The sequence below is a fragment of the Mycolicibacterium lacusdiani genome (assembly GCF_021916785.1).
GTDB lineage: Bacteria > Actinomycetota > Actinomycetes > Mycobacteriales > Mycobacteriaceae > Mycobacterium > Mycobacterium lacusdiani.
Genome location: NZ_JAKCFC010000001.1, coordinates 481,934 through 498,790, shown reverse-complemented (window position 1 = coordinate 498,790; position 16,857 = coordinate 481,934). Strand labels below are relative to the sequence as shown.

Annotated in this window: 15 protein-coding genes; 10 read left to right on the top strand and 5 right to left on the bottom strand. The window is 69.5% G+C overall.

Annotation, left to right across the window (positions count from 1 at the left end):
- Positions 1-251 precede the first annotated feature (251 nt).
- The 7 genes from LOK44_RS02510 to LOK44_RS02480 all read left to right on the top strand — a co-directional run bounded on the left by LOK44_RS02510 (position 252) and on the right by LOK44_RS02480 (position 8,164).
- Entirely contained in the window at positions 252-767 is a 516-nt protein-coding gene (locus LOK44_RS02510) for a sigma-70 family RNA polymerase sigma factor (protein ID WP_237568493.1), read from the top strand.
- On the top strand, positions 764-1,462 hold the full coding sequence (locus LOK44_RS02505) for a hypothetical protein (RefSeq protein WP_237568491.1): 699 nt from the start codon (positions 764-766) through the stop codon (positions 1,460-1,462). The genes LOK44_RS02510 and LOK44_RS02505 overlap by 4 nt, the downstream gene beginning before the upstream one ends.
- A gap of 60 nt (positions 1,463-1,522) precedes the next feature.
- Entirely contained in the window at positions 1,523-2,098 is a 576-nt protein-coding gene (locus LOK44_RS02500; RefSeq protein WP_237568489.1) for a hypothetical protein, read from the top strand.
- A 72-nt stretch (positions 2,099-2,170) separates the two neighbouring features.
- The gene (locus LOK44_RS02495; RefSeq protein WP_237568487.1) at positions 2,171-3,679 is read left to right on the top strand and encodes a carboxylesterase/lipase family protein; all 1,509 of its coding nucleotides are present in this window, start codon (positions 2,171-2,173) and stop codon (positions 3,677-3,679) included.
- A gap of 36 nt (positions 3,680-3,715) precedes the next feature.
- The gene (locus tag LOK44_RS02490; RefSeq protein ID WP_237568485.1) at positions 3,716-5,650 is read left to right on the top strand and encodes a primary-amine oxidase; all 1,935 of its coding nucleotides are present in this window, start codon (positions 3,716-3,718) and stop codon (positions 5,648-5,650) included.
- A 64-nt stretch (positions 5,651-5,714) separates the two neighbouring features.
- Complete coding sequence (locus tag LOK44_RS02485; protein WP_237568483.1) at positions 5,715-7,745, top strand: DUF7064 domain-containing protein; 2,031 nt, start codon at positions 5,715-5,717, stop codon at positions 7,743-7,745.
- A gap of 92 nt (positions 7,746-7,837) precedes the next feature.
- Positions 7,838-8,164 carry a YnfA family protein gene (locus LOK44_RS02480; protein ID WP_237568481.1) on the top strand — a complete coding sequence of 109 codons (327 nt, stop codon included), beginning with the start codon at positions 7,838-7,840 and terminating at the stop codon, positions 8,162-8,164.
- Between the two features lie 211 nt (positions 8,165-8,375).
- On the opposite strand, the gene LOK44_RS02475 is transcribed toward LOK44_RS02480, so the two are convergent.
- The 3 genes from LOK44_RS02475 to LOK44_RS02465 form a co-directional block, all read right to left on the bottom strand.
- Positions 8,376-9,263, bottom strand: coding sequence for an SCO6745 family protein (locus LOK44_RS02475; protein ID WP_237568480.1), 888 nt, complete (start codon positions 9,261-9,263; stop codon positions 8,376-8,378).
- A gap of 61 nt (positions 9,264-9,324) precedes the next feature.
- Complete coding sequence (locus LOK44_RS02470) at positions 9,325-9,798, bottom strand: RDD family protein (RefSeq protein WP_237568478.1); 474 nt, start codon at positions 9,796-9,798, stop codon at positions 9,325-9,327.
- A 36-nt stretch (positions 9,799-9,834) separates the two neighbouring features.
- Complete coding sequence (locus LOK44_RS02465; RefSeq protein WP_237568476.1) at positions 9,835-10,875, bottom strand: DoxX family membrane protein; 1,041 nt, start codon at positions 10,873-10,875, stop codon at positions 9,835-9,837.
- A gap of 102 nt (positions 10,876-10,977) precedes the next feature.
- On the opposite strand from LOK44_RS02465, the gene xylB reads away from it, so the two are divergent.
- Positions 10,978-12,375: a xylulokinase gene (xylB, locus tag LOK44_RS02460; protein WP_237568474.1), complete on the top strand. Its 1,398-nt coding sequence runs from the start codon at positions 10,978-10,980 to the stop codon at positions 12,373-12,375.
- 7 nt (positions 12,376-12,382) lie between these two features.
- Here the strand turns inward: xylB and LOK44_RS02455 are convergent, their stop codons facing one another.
- Entirely contained in the window at positions 12,383-13,300 is a 918-nt protein-coding gene (locus LOK44_RS02455) for a LysR family transcriptional regulator (RefSeq protein ID WP_237568472.1), read from the bottom strand.
- An 83-nt stretch (positions 13,301-13,383) separates the two neighbouring features.
- Here LOK44_RS02455 and LOK44_RS02450 point away from each other — a divergent pair, with 83 nt between their 5' ends.
- Positions 13,384-14,196 (top strand): acyl-CoA thioesterase domain-containing protein, encoded by an 813-nt coding sequence (locus tag LOK44_RS02450; RefSeq protein WP_237568470.1) that lies wholly within the window; start codon positions 13,384-13,386, stop codon positions 14,194-14,196.
- A 45-nt stretch (positions 14,197-14,241) separates the two neighbouring features.
- A complete protein-coding gene (locus tag LOK44_RS02445; protein WP_237568468.1) occupies positions 14,242-15,711 on the top strand; it encodes an FGGY-family carbohydrate kinase in 1,470 nt (489 codons plus the stop codon).
- Here the strand turns inward: LOK44_RS02445 and LOK44_RS02440 are convergent.
- Positions 15,701-16,750 (bottom strand): sugar-binding transcriptional regulator, encoded by a 1,050-nt coding sequence (locus LOK44_RS02440; RefSeq protein ID WP_237568467.1) that lies wholly within the window; start codon positions 16,748-16,750, stop codon positions 15,701-15,703. The two genes, LOK44_RS02445 and LOK44_RS02440, sit on opposite strands and share 11 nt — an antisense overlap.
- Between the last annotated feature and the right edge of the window lie 107 nt (positions 16,751-16,857).

Genomic DNA, 16,857 nt, shown 5'->3' with positions numbered 1-16,857 from the left:
CACGGGCACGGACGGGCACGCTACCGCGTGGCACCGTCGACGCGGCGCAGGGAATTCAACGGTCCGCCGAGATGAGACCGCTCGCCCAGCCGGCCATTACGCCAGGTCGGCTATGCTTCGAGCGCGGGCACAGGCGACGATCTCGGCACTCATCCGCCTACCATCTGCGCTGTCACAGTCGTCAGCCGCGGGACCACGGAGCGATAGAGGTACAGCCCAGGATGACGGACTCTGGCCCGGGGCCACGGCGCATGAATGATGCGGCAGGAGCCGATCTCATGCGGGGCATCTCCGACGAACACGGGCCGGCGTTGAATCGGTACGTACTTCGTCTCACGCGTGGCGACCGCGGATTCGCCGAGGACGTCGTTCAGGAATCGTTGCTTCGGCTCTGGCAGAACCAGAACGTCCTCACCACCTACTCCGAGGAATCCACCCGGGCGTGGCTGCACACGGTGGCCAGGAACTTGGTCATCGACGACCGGCGGAGTTCTCGCTACAAGCGCGAGCTGCAAACCGAGACCATGCCGGAGCGCACCTCTCCGGACATGTTCGGTCCCGCGGTGGACAAGTGGGTGGTGTCCGAGGCGCTGCGATCGCTGAGCCCGGAACATCGGGCCGTCTTGGTGAGGGTGCACTACCTCGGACAGACCGCCGTCGAAATCGGTCGCCACGAGGGCATTCCGCCGGGGACCGTGAAGTCTCGGCTGCACTACGCACTACGCGCGCTCCGCGCGGCGTTGGAGGAAAGGGGGGTAGTGCAATGACCTCCGACCGCGGCATGACCGAGTGGGACGCCGCGTACCTACTCGGCGCACTCACAGCAGAGGAAGCTGCCGAGTACGAGCGCTACCTCGCCACTTCTCCCCGACGCGCGGAACTCTCGGGCGCCGACGACATTCCGGGCATCCTGGACGTTCTGACTCCAGAAGAGGCGCTCGCTCTGATCGACGAAGGGCCGAAAGCCGACGTGCGGGGGGACGTTGCGGCCCAGCCCACGTCGCTCGGCGCGGCCGCGGAGCGGCGACGCCTTCGGTCACGCCGTGCCCGACTGGCGGGGGCACTCGCATCGGCCGCGGCATTCCTCCTCGTCGGGGGAATCGTGGGATATGCGGTCATTCCCCACGAACCGTCGTCGACGACTGGCGTCTCGCTGCAGGCGATGGCAGCCGGAGAACGAGCGGGCGTCAGTGCGTCACTCGCGGTGTCGGAGGAACCATGGGGAACCCGCCTCGATTGGCAGTGCGAATACACCAAGGCGTGGGCGTCGAACGTCGAGAGCTACGACCTCGTCGTCATGACGAAGGACGGTTCGGAGTCGACAGTCGCGTCCTGGCGCCCCTCCGGTGACGAGGCGACGAACTTGGCGGCCGCCACCGTGATTCCGACGTCGGACATCCGCAGCGTCGTCATTCGCGAGGCAGGCACCGCCACTCCGCTGGCCGTCACCACACTGACCTAGAGGTCTTACACGCGGTTGCATGGTCTGACCTTCGGCCGCGGCTGCGCCTAGTCTCTCGATGTGGACGAATGGTTCGAACGCAGCCCGTTCATCGGCTTCGCGCCCTGGGTCGTCTACTGGGTCGTCGCCGAAGGGCCCAGCACGTGGCTCTTCGGAGCGTTGTGCGCCGTGTTGTCGGCGGTGATCCTCGGCGTCTCCATGGGGTTTGGCGCGCCGCGCCTGCTGGAGATCGTCACCATCGTGTTCTTCGTCGTCGTAACCGCGGCGGGGGTGATCCTCGGCGCAGCCGACCGTGACTGGATGGACACCTACGCCACGACGCTGTCGAGCGGCGTGCTCGCACTGATGGCGCTCGGTTCGCTGGCGTTCACGCCGTTCACCGAGCAGTACGCCCGGGTGACGCGGCCGCTGGAGGACTGGGAGAAGCCGGCCTTCCGCCAGACCAACCGGGTCCTCACGCTGATGTGGGCGCTGGTCTTCGCCTTGATCGCGGTGCTTGGCTTCTTCGCGACCCAGGTGCCGCAGACGAAGGACTGGACGAACTGGGTGATCCCGATCGTCGTCCTCGTCGGCGCCGTCGGCATGACCCAGACCTACCCCGCCAAGGTGCGCGAACGGGCCAACCCCGCATCATGATCAGCGGCTGAGCGCCCCGGCACGCCGATGGCCGGGCGGGACGGCCATACGAATCTTCGCTACCGTCTTGTCATGCACGAACGCACCGTCCGCGTGACGATCGACAGCGGAACCATCGAGGGCTTCACCCGCGACGGCGTCCACCGGTGGCGGTCCGTCCCCTATGCCCGCCCGCCCGTCGGAGCGTTGCGGTACCGGGCACCGCAGCCCGTGGAGCCGTGGCGGGGCGTCCGGTACTGCCACGGTTACGCCTACTGCGCACCGCAGGATCGCAAGTACACCCTGCTGCGGCCCGGCAAGTTCCAGCCGATGAGCGAGGACTGCCTGACGCTGAACGTGGTGGCGCCGGAGACGCCCTCCGACGAACCGTTGCCCGTCATGGTCTTCGTCCACGGCGGCGGCTACATCCTCGGCAGTTCGGCCACCCCCATCTACGACGGTGCGGCCCTGGCCCGGCGTGGCTGCGTCTACGTGTCGGTGAACTACCGGCTCGGCCCGCTGGGCGCTCTGGACCTGTCGTCGCTGTCGACCGACGAGCATCCGATCGACGACAACCTGTTCCTGCGCGATCTGGTCCTCGCCTTGGGCTGGGTGCGCGACAACGCCGCGGTGTTCGGCGGTGACCCCGAGAACGTGACGGTCTTCGGCGAGAGCGCGGGCGCGCACGCCGTGGCCACCCTGCTGGCGACGCCCGCGGCCGAGGGCCTGTTCCATCGAGCCATCTCGGAGAGCCCCGCCAGCGGGATGGCTGGGACCCCGGAGATCGCCGCCGCGTTCGCCGACGACTTCGTCGGCTACCTCGGGGTCACCCGCGAAGAGGGCGCGGCCGCCATCATGGCCGCGCGACCGGCGGAACTCGTCGGAGCGCTCAACGACCTGATGCGCGACGGCATGAAGAAGATGCGCGGTGCGTTCCCCGTCGGCCCCACCTACGACACCGAGTACCTGCCCAGGGACCCCGTCGTGGCGATGCGTGAGGGAACCGCCCACCAGGTCCCGCTGATCGTTGGCACCAACGCCGACGAGGGCAAGCTGTTCACCCGCTTCCTGCAGTTGCTGCCGACCAGCGAGCCGATGATCGAGATGCTGCTCGCGGACACTGACGTCGAGGTCCGCGACCGGATCACCTCGGCCTACCCCGGGTACCCGAACGCGTCGGCGTGCGTGCGGCTCGGCGGCGACTTCGCCTTCGGGACGGCGGCCTGGCAGATCGCCGAGGCACATGGCAGGCACGCACCGACCCACGTCTACCGCTACGACTACGCCCCGCGCACGTTCCACTGGTCGGGGTTGGGTGCCACCCACGCCACCGAACTGTTCGCGGTATTCGACGTCTACCGCAGCCGGTTCGGCTCGCTGCTGACGGCCGCGGCCGACCGCCGCTCGGCACGACGGGTCAGCAACGAGGTGCAGAACCGGTGGCGCGCGTTCAGCCGCGAGGGCGTGCCCGGGGACGGTTGGCCGACCTACACGCCGGAAAAACGCGCCGTGCTCGTCTTCGACCGGCGCACCCGCCTCGAACACGATCCCAACCCGGAACGCCGCCGCGCGTGGGAGGGTTTCTCGCTCGCGGCGAATTAGGCTGCGACGCCGGGCACGGTGTGGTTGCGTGAGCGGGTGAGCCACCCCCTGGATCCGCTGTCGGCCGCCGAGTTCCGGACCGTCGCCGAGACGTTGCGACGGGACCACGGCGTCGACTCCGGTTGGCGCATCGCGTCCATCGAACTGGCCGAGCCGGGCAAGGCGGACCTGCGGGCGTTCGACGAGGGAGGGCCGACGCCACCGCGCCGGGCCGTCGCCGTGTGCCTCGACCGGTCGGCGAACGCGACCTACAAGAGCGTGGTCTCGATCGAGGACGGCCGCACAGAGGCGTTCGAGCACGTACCCGGAGTGCAACCCAACTTCACCGTCGACGAGTACACCGAGTGCGACCGGGTGCTCCGCGCGCATCCCGACGTGGTGGCAGCGCTCGAAGCCCGTGGCATCGTCGGCGTCGAGAACGTGTTCATGGACACCTGGACCTACGGCGACGCGCTGATCCCGGAGGAATACGGCGACCGGCGGCTCGGCTGGTCGGACACGTGGCTCAAGGAGGGGCCGGGCCGGAATCCCTACGCGCACCTGGTCAGTGGCCTGCACTGCATCATCGACCTGAACACGATGGAGGTGCTGCGCGTCGAGGACGACGGCCCGTTCGCCGGCGGCAAGACCGAGATGCCCTCGGTGATGGGCGAATACGTGCCCAAGTACGTGCCCGAGCGCATTCGATCGTCGTCGCGGCGCGAACCGCTCAAGCCCCTGCACGTGACCCAACCCGAGGGCCCGTCGTTCACGATCGACGGCAATCTGCTGCGGTGGCAGAACTGGTCGTTGCGCGTCGGGTTCAACTACCGCGAGGGCATGACCTTGCACACCGTGCGCTACCAGGACGGCGACCGCAACCGGTCGATCGCCCACCGCATGTCGTTCGCCGAGATGGTGGTGCCCTATCGCGACCCGTCACCGGACCACTACCGCCGCACGGCATTCGACATCGGGGAGTGGGGGCTGGGGTTCATGACCCAGTCACTGGAACTCGGCTGTGACTGTCTCGGCGAGATCCGCTACCTCGACGCGGTCCTGCACGACAGCAGCGGGGAGCCCTACTCGATCGCCAACGCGATCTGCATCCACGAAGAGGACGACGCGGTGCTGTGGAAGCACGTCGACCACGACAGTGGTGCCGAAGTCCGCCGCACGCGCAGGCTCACCCTGTCGTTCCACGTCACCGTCGCCAACTACGAGTACCTCACGTACTGGCGGCTGTATCAGGACGGCAACATCGAGTGCGAGGTGCGCGCCACCGGAATCATGGTCACCACGCCACTGGCTTTCGGACAGTCCAGCGCGAACGGCACCTTGGTCGACGAGCGCACGTACGCCCCGTTCCACCAGCACTTCCTGGTCGCCCGCCTGGACCTGGACGTCGACGGACCCGACAACACCGTCGTCGCGACCGAGTCCCATGCCGAGCCGATGGGCCCGGACAACCCTCACGGACTCGCCATGGTCGTCCGCAACGTTCCGCTGCGCACCGAGTCCGAGGGCATGCAGGACGTCGACTTCGCCACGCAGCGAGCGTGGAAGGTGGTCAACCCCAACGTCGTCAACGGCCTCGGCACGCACCCGTCGTACAAGCTGGTGCCCGGCGGCGCGATCCCGCCCATGTTCGACCCCGAATCACCGGTGCTCAAACGCGCGAACGTCATCGGTCACACCCTGTGGGTGACGCCGAATCACCCCGACGAGCGCTGGCCCGCAGGCGAATTCGTCAACCAGTCGGCCTCCGACGGCGGGCTCGGGGCGTGGACGAAGGCCGACCGCCCGATCGACAACACCGACGTCGTGCTCTGGTACGTCTTCGGGTTGCACCACATCACTCGGCCGGAGGACTGGCCCGTGATGCCGGTGGACGTGGTGTCGTTCTGGCTGAAGCCGTACGGATTCTTCGACCGCAACCCCAGCCTCGACGTGGAACCGTCGCCGCCGAGCGAGTGCCACCGCCCCAGTTGACACGCGTCAACATCGTTGGCCGAAATCGGCGTGTCGGGCACGGCACTTGTCCTACGTTGACGTGGTGCACCCGGATTCCGCCGCGTCAACGCGCCCACCGCGCATCGAACGCCCCACCGATCTGACCGCCGAGTGGCTCACCTCGGCGTTAGGGCAGGGCGAGGTCACCGGATTCACCGTCGACCGCATCGGCACCGGCCAGATGAGCGAGTGCTACCGCGTGGACCTCACCTACGCCGACGGGGGCAGTGGTCCGGCGTCGGTCGTTCTGAAGGTCGCCGCCGCCGACCCGAGTAGTCGGCAGACGGGTCTGGCGATGGGACTCTACGAGCGGGAGGTGCGCTTCTACTCGGAGATCGCCCCCGGCCTCGGTGCTTCCGGGGAGAGGATCAGTCCCGTCTCGCCGTGCTTCCACAGCGCCTACGATCCGGCGACCGGAGCGTTCGACCTCCTGCTCGGAGACGCCGCGCCCGCCGTCGTCGGCGACGAGATCCGGGGCGCCACAGCCGAACAGGCCGCTCTGGCGCTCACCCAGCTGGGGCTGGTGCACGGCCGGCTGCTGGGTGACGAGACCCTGGCGGGCGCCGAGTGGCTCAACCGCGACTCCCCGGTCGACCAGGGGCTGATCGGTGCCCTGTACGCAGGCTTCATCGACCGCTATCGCGACCAGGTCGCGCCGGAGCACCGCGAGGTGTGCGAGCGCTTCGTCGGGACCTTCGATGCCTACATGGCGGCCGAGGCCGAGGCAGGTCAGCCGCGCGGGCTGATCCACGGCGACTACCGGCTGGACAACATGCTGTTCGGCGCCGACGGCGCCGACCGCCCCCTCACGGTGGTCGACTGGCAGACGGTGACGTGGGGGCCTGCGTTCACCGACGTGGCGTACTTCCTCGGCTGTGCACTGCCGGTCGAGCGGCGGCGGGAACTGTACGACGAGCTGCTGCGGACCTACCACGATGCGCTGGGGCCCGATGCCGGTGTCACGCTCGACGCCGTCCGCGAGGGCGTCCGGCACCAGACGTTCTTCGGCGTGCTGATGGCGATCGTCTCGCCAATGCTCGTGGAGCGGACCGAACGCGGCGACGAGATGTTCATGGCGATGATCGAGCGGCACTGCCAGCACGTCATCGACACCGACGCGCTCAGCATCCTGCCCGCGCCCACCGTGCCTGAACCGTTGCAGCCCAACGCCGATGACGAGGGTGCGCATCCGCCGACCGACGAGCCGCTGTGGAGTGAGAGCTGGTACTTCGACTTCGTCGACGCTGCGCAGGACGTCGGCGGGTGGATCCGGCTCGGCCTGATCCCGAACCAGGGCCACGCCTGGATCAACGGCCTGCTGTGCGGGCCGAACCTGCCGACGATCGCGGTGCTGGACTTCGAGGCGCCGCTGCCCGAGGACCACGGGCACGTCAGCACCGGTGCGATCGACCTCGTGCTGGAACCCGGCGAAGCGCTTCGGACCTATCGGGTGTCGCTGAACGGGCGCGGTGAGGCGTTCGACGATCCGGCAGCGCTGCTGCGGGGCGAGTCGGGCCGCCCCGTCGACGTCGCGATCGACCTGACGTGGACGACAGCTGGCACGCCGTACCAGTACCGACTGTCGACGCGCTACGAGATCCCGTGCACTGTCTCGGGTCGCGTCACCGCCGACGGCCACTCCTTCGACTTCGCCGACGTGCCCGGCCAGCGCGACCATTCGTGGGCCGCGCGGGACTGGTGGAGCATGGACTGGGTGTGGAGCGCGCTGCACCTCGACGACGGCACCCACGTGCACGGCCTCGACCTGAGGATCCCGGGCGCACCGCCGCTGGCCGCGGGGTATCTGCAACGCGCGGGGGAACCGCTGGTCGAACTGGATCGCGTCACGGCGCGGGAGACGTTCGGCGCCGACGAGCTGCCCGTGTCGACCGTGCTGGAGTGTGCGCCCGGCGATCTCGTGGCGACCATCGACGTGCGCGGGCACGCCCCAGTGCTCCTGACGTCGCCGGACGGCAGGCTGAGCCGCTTCCCGCGGGCCTGGGCGACGGTCACCACCGCCGACGGCCGCACCGGCGTCGGCTGGATCGAGTGGAACCGCAACCTCGCCACCTGATCTCTCTCATTCCTTCGGCGAGCGTGCGTGTCTGCGGGCGACACGCCGTGTCCTGACCCGATTCCACGCACGCTCGCGGCAGGCTGTCGGTGATGGTCATCAAGTCGATTGCACTGTTCGTGGCGGCGGCGCTGCTGGAGATCGGCGGGGCCTGGCTGGTCTGGCAGGGCGTGCGCGAGCATCGCGGGTGGCTGTGGATCGGTGCGGGCGTCCTCGCGCTCGGCGCTTACGGGTTCGTGGCCGCATTCCAGCCCGACGCCAACTTCGGCAGGGTCCTCGCCGCGTACGGCGGTGTCTTCATCGCGGGGTCGCTGCTGTGGGGGATGGTCGCCGACGGGTTCCGGCCCGACCGGTGGGACGTCGGTGGCGCCGTGATCTGTCTCGTCGGGGTCGGCCTGATCATGTACGGGCCGAGGTAGAGCGGCTAGTCGCAACTGTCGCACACGCCGGTGAGCGGCCACTCATGTGTCGCATCGCGGCGTTTCGCGTATGACAACTGGCCACTCGCCGACCGCCACCGCACCCCGCCGCGAGCGTGCGCAGACTCGGGTTTCCGCCCGGCGTGTCGCCCGCAGACACGCACGCTCGCGGAGAGAGGGGCCCGCGGAGAGGGGGAACACGACGGGCCCGCTAGATCAGGTGTGCCTCGTCGTCGTCGAGGTCGTGGCGGCCCAGGCCCATGGGGGTGGCGGCGGGGATGTCGCCGCCTGCGAGCACCGTCCGCGTGATGGGCGTGAGCGTGCGGAACAGCAGCGTCAGGTCGGCGTCGTCGAGCGCGTCGAACGCCGGCAGTGCCAGCGCGTCGGTGGTGTCCTCGATGCGTTGCTTGAGGGCGCGTCCGGCGTCGGTCAGCGCCCCGGCGCCGTCGACCAGGCCGCTTTCGGTCAGACGACGAGTGCAGTCGCGCCACTCGTCCTCGTCGTAATGCCTGCTCTTGACGATGAACTCGCGCGGCACGCGATCGGCCAGGGAATGCAGCACGTTGCTCTCCCGCCCGCTGATCCCGTTGGCGACCAGAACCGCTACGTGCGCGTCGCCGCGCTGTTCGCGCAGCAGGGTGGTGGCGTGCCAGAGCCTGGCTACCGGGTCGTCTGGCCACGGTAGCGCGAGGTTCGCGGCGAACAGCGGACGCCCGGCCCACGGTGCGCTCCGCGCCGCCCGCTCGAGAAGCGAAGCGGCCGTGCGCAACCCATCGTCGTCGGCGACCCCGCACCGCCGCAGTGCCGCGGCCGCGGACTGCTCACGGGCCTCGAGTGCGGCCGACGGCGGCGCGAAGGTCCACGCCGACGGCAGCGCGCGCGCAACGTGCGCCGGCGAGAAGTTGTAGAACGTCGCGGCCACCAGCTCCGCCGGGACGGCGCCCAGCGGTGCCGAGCGTCCAGCGAAGTAACTCATCCAAAACCCGCGATACCCGGCGTTGTCGAACGCCGAGATGGCCTCCGGCGAGAAGTAGGTCAGGGCGTGCACGGGTTCGAAGCGGTCGAACAGCCGTCGAGCGATCTGCGGTGTTCTGGTCATCCTCGCAGTCAAGCATCACCGGCCGGGGGACGGCCGAGCGGCCGCTGGGACGGGCCGACCCTCAGGACTTGAGGACCGCCGTGCCGCCTGCCAGCTCGTCGTGCTTCCCCTGCCTGGTGGGGCTGCCGCTGATCGTCACGGCGATGACGATCATCGCCACGACCCCGAGCAGGCCGCCGACGAACGGAATGATCGGCAGCAGCGTGAACGCGTTGCGGATGGCGGACTGCTTGAGGTCGGGCTTGCCCATTCCGCCTGCGCCACGCACGTGCAGCCCGAGGACCTTCTTGCCCGGGGTCCAGCCCTGGGTCACCTCGAACAGCACGAAGTAGCCGAACGCCAGCGCGCCGGTGAACAAACCCGTGACGAGGATGCTCGACAGCGAATCGGTGGCGTAGGCGAGGAAGAACCCCACGACACCGACGATCAAGCCATCGATGACACGCGCGAGCCACCGGGTGAACAAGCCACCCGGTTGGCCTCGCGTCGGGTCGGTACTGCCGTATGGAGCGGAGAAGGGATCACCAGCCGTCATGCGGCACAATCTACGCCGGAACCCCGGCGCTCAGCGTCAGCTGCGACGCTGCTTCTTCGCATGCTTCTTGGCCTGCTTTGCCTGCTGACGGGCGTTCTCTGCGATCTCGGCGCTGCGGTCCGCGGCCAGTTCGGCGAGCAGGGCGCTGCGGTCGCGGGCACGCTCGGCGAGTTCGACACTCCGCTCGCGGGCGAGGGTGGCCAGCTCGGGTGCGCGCTTCTGCGCCTTCACGGCCAGCTTGTCGCTGCGCTTCTGGGCCTTGGCGGCCAGCTTATCGCCGCGCTTGGACGCGACCCCGGCGATCTCGGTGCTGCGCTTGGTCGCCACGTCGGCGAACTCGGCACCGCGCTTGGAGGCCACGTCGGCGAACTCGGCGCCGCGCTTGGAGGCGACCTCGGCGAGCACGGCGCCGCGCTTGGAGGCCACGTCGGCGAACTCGGCGCCGCGCTTGGAGGCGACCTCGGCGAACTCGGCACCGCGCTTGGAGGCCACGTCGGCGAGTTCTGCGCCACGCTCGCGCGCGACGTGCAGACCGCTCTGCAGGTTGTGGCCGACGCGGTCGACGAGTTCGCTGTCGACCAGTGCGCCGTTCGACGAGCTGGGCAGCGCGCCAGACACCGACGCGGAGACCTTCTTGGCGGCGCGGCGGCCGCGCCAGCCCAGCGACGGCTTCCCCTCAGTGTCGACCGAGGCGATGATCAGACCGCCAATGAGGCTGAGGTCGGCGAGGAACGCGCGACGCTCCGAAGCCATCCGCTCGGGATCGGACTCATTCCAGAATGCGTGTCCTCCAAGGCTTCCCGGGACCACACTGAACGCCAGTGCGGCCGAGGCGAGACGGGGAAGCTTGCCGGTGGCCAGCAGCAGTCCGGCACCGACCTGCACACCCGCGGTGACCTTGGCGACGGTCTCGGCGTTGGTGGGGACGTTCGGCCCCACCGGATCGGGCAGCTTGGCCAGGCCCTCGAGAGTCGGCTTGGCGGCGTCTGCCGCCGGCTTGGGACTACGAAGCGACTCCACTCCGCGCGCGATGAACGTGGTGGCAAGCATGGGTCGTGCGACGCGACGAATCAACATGCGCCCATCATTCCCCTCCGATCATGATCACAAACACGCAGAGGCCCAGCTTCGGGGTAACTTCGCACTAGGTCCTAGTTCTGCGTAACCAAAGGAGACGGCGTGGCGCTCGTCGCTGGAATCGACTCGTCGACCCAGTCGTGCAAGGTCGTGGTGTGCGACGCCGAGACCGGCGAGATCAGGCGGTCGGGGGCCGCCCCGCACCCCGGGGGGACCGAAGTCGACCCGCACGTGTGGTGGACCGCCCTCGGGGAGGCGGCGCACGCGGCCGGTGGGCTCGACGACGTCGCCGCCGTGTCGGTGGGCGCTCAGCAGCACGGCATGGTCTGCCTCGACAAGAGCGGCCAGGTGGTTCGCCCCGCGCTGCTGTGGAACGACACCCGCTCCAGCGCCGCGGCCAGGGACCTCGTCGACGAACTCGGCGGCGCCGGACAGTGGGCGCAACGCATCGGGGTCGTCCCGGTCGCGGCCATCACTGCGGCGAAGCTGCGGTGGCTGGCCGACAACGAGCGGGATCACGCCGACGCGACGGCTGCGGTGTGTCTGCCCCACGACTGGCTGACCTGGCGACTCTCCGGCTCGACCGACATCGAGGACGTCCGCACCGACCGTAGCGACGCCAGTGGCACCGGGTACTTCTCCGCCGAAGACGGGTCCTACGACCTCGATCTCCTGAAGCTCGCGATGCGCGGGCGGCGCCCGCTGGTGCCGGAGATCGTCGGCCCTGCCGAGGCGGCGGGGCGGACCACCACCGGTGCGGCATTGGGCGCCGGCGCCGGTGACAACGCCGCCGCGGCACTCGGCATCGGCGCAGGCCCCGGTGACTGCGTCGTGTCGCTCGGGACGTCCGGTGTGGTCAGCGCGGTCGGTGACGCGGCGCCGCACGACGCGAGTGGACTGGTCGCGGGATTCGCCGACGCCACCGGGCGACAGCTGCCGCTGGTCTGCACGCTCAACGGCGCCCCCGTGCTCGCGGCCGTCGCCAAGACGCTCGGGGTGGACTTCGACGAACTCGACCGGTTGGCGCTGTCGGCACCCGCGGGTGCCGAGGGGCTGTCCCTGGTTCCGTACTTCGACGGGGAGCGGTCGCCCAACCTGCCCGAGGCCAGCGGTGCCTTGCAGGGCATGACGACGCGAAACCTCTCCTCGGCCAACGTCGCTCGCGCGGCGGTCGAGGGGTTGCTGAGTTCGATCGCGTTCTGCCTCGACCAGATCGACGCCCAGGGCATCGAGGTCCGGCGGGTCATCCTCGTCGGCGGTGGCGCGCGGTCCGAGGCCGTCCGCCGGATCGCCCCGGCGATCCTGGGCAAGCCGGTGCACGTGCCGACGCCCGCCGAATACGTCGCACTCGGAGCGGCACGGCAGGCGGCCTGGGTGCTGTCGGAGTCCGACGAGCCACCGTCGTGGTCGTTCGGCGTCACCGCGACCTACGAGGCGGAGCCCACCCCCGACGTGCTCGAGCGCTATCGGGCAGCGCAACGGCTGACCCTGGGGCAGTGAGACGCGGTCAGCGACGTGCCTGCGGGCGCGGCCACGCCGGCCGAGGGAGATCGTCGGCGCCAGGGCGCAACCGATCGAGGACGGCACGCAGCGGCGGCCACGTCGACCGACCGGCCCGGGTCACCGCGTAGGCGGTGAGCACGACCGTCGGGTCGGTGAGCCGCAGCACCTTCACGCCGTCGCTGGTGGGCCTATCCCGTGGGAGCAGGCCGACGCCGTATCCGGCGACGATCAGTTCTTCGACGAGGTCGAGACTGTCGATCTGGTGCGCTATGCGTGGCGTGAACCCGGCCATCGCGCCGAGCGTGCGCACGGCGTCCTCGTCAGCGGTGTTGCGGGAGTTCACGATCCACGTCCGGTCGGCATAGTTCGCAAGGTCGACGGGCCCCTCCGGCTCGTCGGTGGGAACGCCGAGACCCCACGCCGTCGACCACAGCGCTACGGCCTCGAGTACCGGGTTCAGCGAGGCAGGCGCGAGGCTGTAGTCGTAGGTCAGCGCGAGATCGAGGTCGTCGTCGACCAGCATCGCGAACGCCTCGATCGGCTCGTACTCGGAGATGACCACGTCGATGGCGGGGTGGCGCCTTGCGAGCTCGGTCAGGATCGGCAGCAGCGACACCCGTATCCCGGTGGCGAAGCCGCCGACCCGCAGCGTCCCCGCCGGGTCGGCATCCGGATCGAGGTCGAGCCGCGCGGCGTCGACGGCGGCAAGGATCTCGACCGCGTGGTCGGCGAGCCGTCGCCCGGCAGGGGTCAACCGCACCCGCCGCCCGTCCGGCTCGATCAGACGCGTGCCGGTCTCCCTGGCGAGCGCGGCGATCTGCGCGGAGACGGTCGAGGTGGTCAGGTGGTGGCTCTCGGCCACCGCGCGCATGGACCCGAGCCGCGACAGCGCCAGCAGCAGCTGCAGTCGGCGGGTGTCCACGTGCCCATTCTGGGCCATCTCGTTCGGCCTGCCACCGTCTCCCGAAGACCTGTGCCAGAACACGTCTGTGCGACGATGCCGGGATGACCGCTCGCCCGGCCCACTTCGTGAAGACTTCCGACGACGTCTTCGAACCGACGCAGTTCGCGCAGAGTCACTGGGGCGCCGACCATCTGAACGGGCCTGCTCTGGTCGGCCTCGCGGCGTCGGTCCTCGACGAGCGTTACGGGTTGTCGGACTTCACCCCGGCCCGGCTGACCGTCGACCTCTTCAAGGCAGGCAGGGGGGTGCCGACCACCGCGGTGACCCGCCTGATCCGCGAGGGGCGTCGGGTCCGCAACGTCGAGTGCGAGCTGATCCAGGGTGGCAGCACCATCGTGCGTGCCGTGCTGGTGCAGTACCGGAAGTCCGATGCCCCGCGTGGCGAGGAGTGGTCGCCGACGGCTCGTTTCACGCCGCCCACCGACGTCGACGACACACAGCACATCTACGTCGGCTCCGACGACGCCGGGTGGACGGGTGCGATCGCCGACCACCAGAACACCGCACGCAAACGCTGCATGAACCGTTCCATCGACGCCGTCGAGGGCAGGACGAACAGCCCGCTCGCGAACGCCGCGATGGCGGCCGAAGGCACCAGCCTGGTCACCAACCTGGGGAGCGCAGGCGTCGGCTACATCAACGGCGACCTGACGGTGGCGCTGTCCCGGTTGCCCGACGACCAGTGGATCGGCGTTCAGGCCGACTCGCACTGGGTGTCCGACGGCATCAGCGTCGGTACCGCGACGCTGTTCGACGCCCGCGGCCCGTTCGGGACCGGCATGGTGACCGCAGTCAGCAATCCGGCTGCGCAGATCGACTTCTCCGCCGACCCATTTCCCGAGCGCATGCGCTGACCGAGTCGCTGTGTCGGGATAGCCCCTGCACGTAGGGTTGGCGCCGTGGACCTGCTGCTCGGCATCGACATGGGGACGGGAAGCACCAAGGGTGTGCTCGTCGACGCCGCCGGCACGGTGATCGCCTCCGAGACCGTCGCGCACGCGATGAACCTGCCCCGCCCCGGCTGGGCCGAGGTCGACGCCGAGGGACTTTGGTGGCGCGAGGTCTGCGAGATCGCCGCCAGGCTCACTGCCCAGATGCCCAGCGGCGGCGTCTTGGCGGCGATGTGCGTCAGCGGGGTGGGTCCGTGTCTGGTGCTGTGCGACGCGGATCTGCGACCGCTTCGGCCTGCCATCCTCTACGGGATCGACACCAGGGCGACGGCCGAGATCGACTTGCTCACTAGGGAATTCGGCGAGGACGCGATCCTGGATCGGGCGGGCACGCTGCTGTCCAGCCAGGCGGTGGGGCCGAAGCTGGAGTGGGTGTACCGGCACGAGCCCGAGGTGTTCGCCAGTGCCGCAGGCTGGTACGGCTCGAACTCCTTCATCGCCGCCAAGCTCACCGGCGAGTACGTGATGGATCACCACACCGCGAGCCAGTGCGACCCGCTGTATGCCACGCGCGACTTCGAGTGGAACCAGCCGTGGGGGAGGCGCATCTGCAGGCACCTGCCGCTGCCGAGGCTGGTCTGGCCGAGCGAGGTCGTGGGGACCGTGCACGCGGAAGCCGCTGCGGCGACGGGCGTTCCGGTGGGCACACCGGTGGTGGCGGGTACCGTCGACGCGTACTCCGAGGCCTTCTCGGTGGGCGTCCGACACCCCGGTGATCAGATGATGATGTACGGCTCGACGATGTTCCTGGTGCAGATCATCGACGCCTATCACAGCGACCCGACGCTGTGGACCACCGCGGGCATCGAGCACGGCAGCCTGGCGCTGGCCGCGGGCACGTCGACGGCGGGCAGTCTGATCGGCTGGTTGCAGACGGTCACCGGCGGTGCACCGTTCGACGAACTGATGGCCGAGGCCTCCCGCGTCCCTCCTGGCAGCGAGGGTCTACTGGTCCTGCCGTACTTCGCAGGCGAGCGCACCCCGGTGTTCGATCCCCAGGCCCGTGGCGTGCTGGCCGGGTTGACTCTGCGACACGGTCGAGGCCATCTGTTTCGGGCTGCCTACGAGGGGATCTCGTTCGGCATCCGGCAGATCCTCGAGCGCTTCGACGACGCGCACACCGGCACCAGGACCGTGGCGGTGGGCGGGGGACTGCGCAGCCCGGTGTGGGCGCAAGCGGTCAGCGACATCACCGGCCGCGTCCAGGAGGTGCCCGAACAGGCGATCGGCGCCAGCTACGGTGACGCGCTGCTCGCGGCCATCGGGGTGGGTCTCGTTCCGCCGGAGACGGATTGGACGAAGATCCAGCGCGAGATCAAGCCGAATCCCGATACGCGGGCTCTCTACGACGACCTGTACGCGACCTGGTGCGAACTGTATCCGGCGACCAAGGATCAGGTGCACCGGCTCAGCCGGTGACCTCGGCGTTGCGAACGGCGTCCAGCAGCGCCTCGGCGGTGGATGGATCGGTGACCAACCGGTTGAAGTGTCCACCGCGCGCCCCGGCGGCGATCGAGTCGAGCTTTTCCCGGCCAACCGCAACGGCGATGGTGACCGGAATGTGGTGCAGCGCCTTCAATTCCAGCGCGATGAGCCGGTCGCTGCCGTCGAAGTCGACTTCGTCGCCCGCACGGTCGTAGAAGCGCGAGCAGACGTCGCCGACGGCCGCCCGCAGTGACGTCGAGCCCGTTGGCACGAATCGCGGGATGTCCGAACGGGTGAGCGGCGGTGCGCCGACGCCCATCAGTGCACACCGTGCGGTCGGCCACTGGTGCAGCACGCGCTGGATGCTGGGGTCGTTCAGCAGCGACTGGTACAGCTCGGGCCCTGGCAGTGCCGGCGCGAACAGGTAATTGGCCCGGCCCCCAACGCGATTGGCGACCAGGCGAGTGATCTCGTTGGTCTGATACCACTCCTCGGGCTGATCGTTGCCACCGACGGTAGGCGCGATCACCACCCCGGGTAGCGGGGTCAGATCGTGTTGCGCCAACTCGTAGACGGTGCGCCCGGAACTGACCAGCAGCACGTCGCCGGGCAGAAGGCCGGCCTCGCTGAGGGCCCGGCCCGTCGCTGGTGCCAGTGCCCGGCCCATCACGTCGACGATGCCGCGACCGGGACCGGGGGCGGGCAGGGGAGCGCACAGGTAGACCCGCTCGAGGCCGAGGGCGCGCGCGAGACGGTCGGCGAGGTCACCCGAGCGCGCCTCGGCGGGAGGGACCACCTCGATGCGCACGATGCCCTGCCGCTTCGCCTCAGCCAGCAGTCTGCTGACGGTCGCGCGGCTGGTGCCAAGCCGCTCGGCCACCTCGGCCTGGGTCGCATCGTCCTCGTAGTACAGCCGCGCCGCCGTGTACAGCAGCGATGCCGAGAAGTGACTGCTCTCCGGCGGGGCGTGCCCGTCGGGCGCAGCGCCGTCCACCGGTGCGGTAGCGGGGTGCGTCTGAGCCGGCCGTGGCATGCGACGAGTATGGCATCGAACCACATTCTGAACATCTGTTCTGCACGAGATCTTGCTGAACATCGGTTCTGGACAAATGTGCACGTGCCTGGATAGTGTGAGCCCGA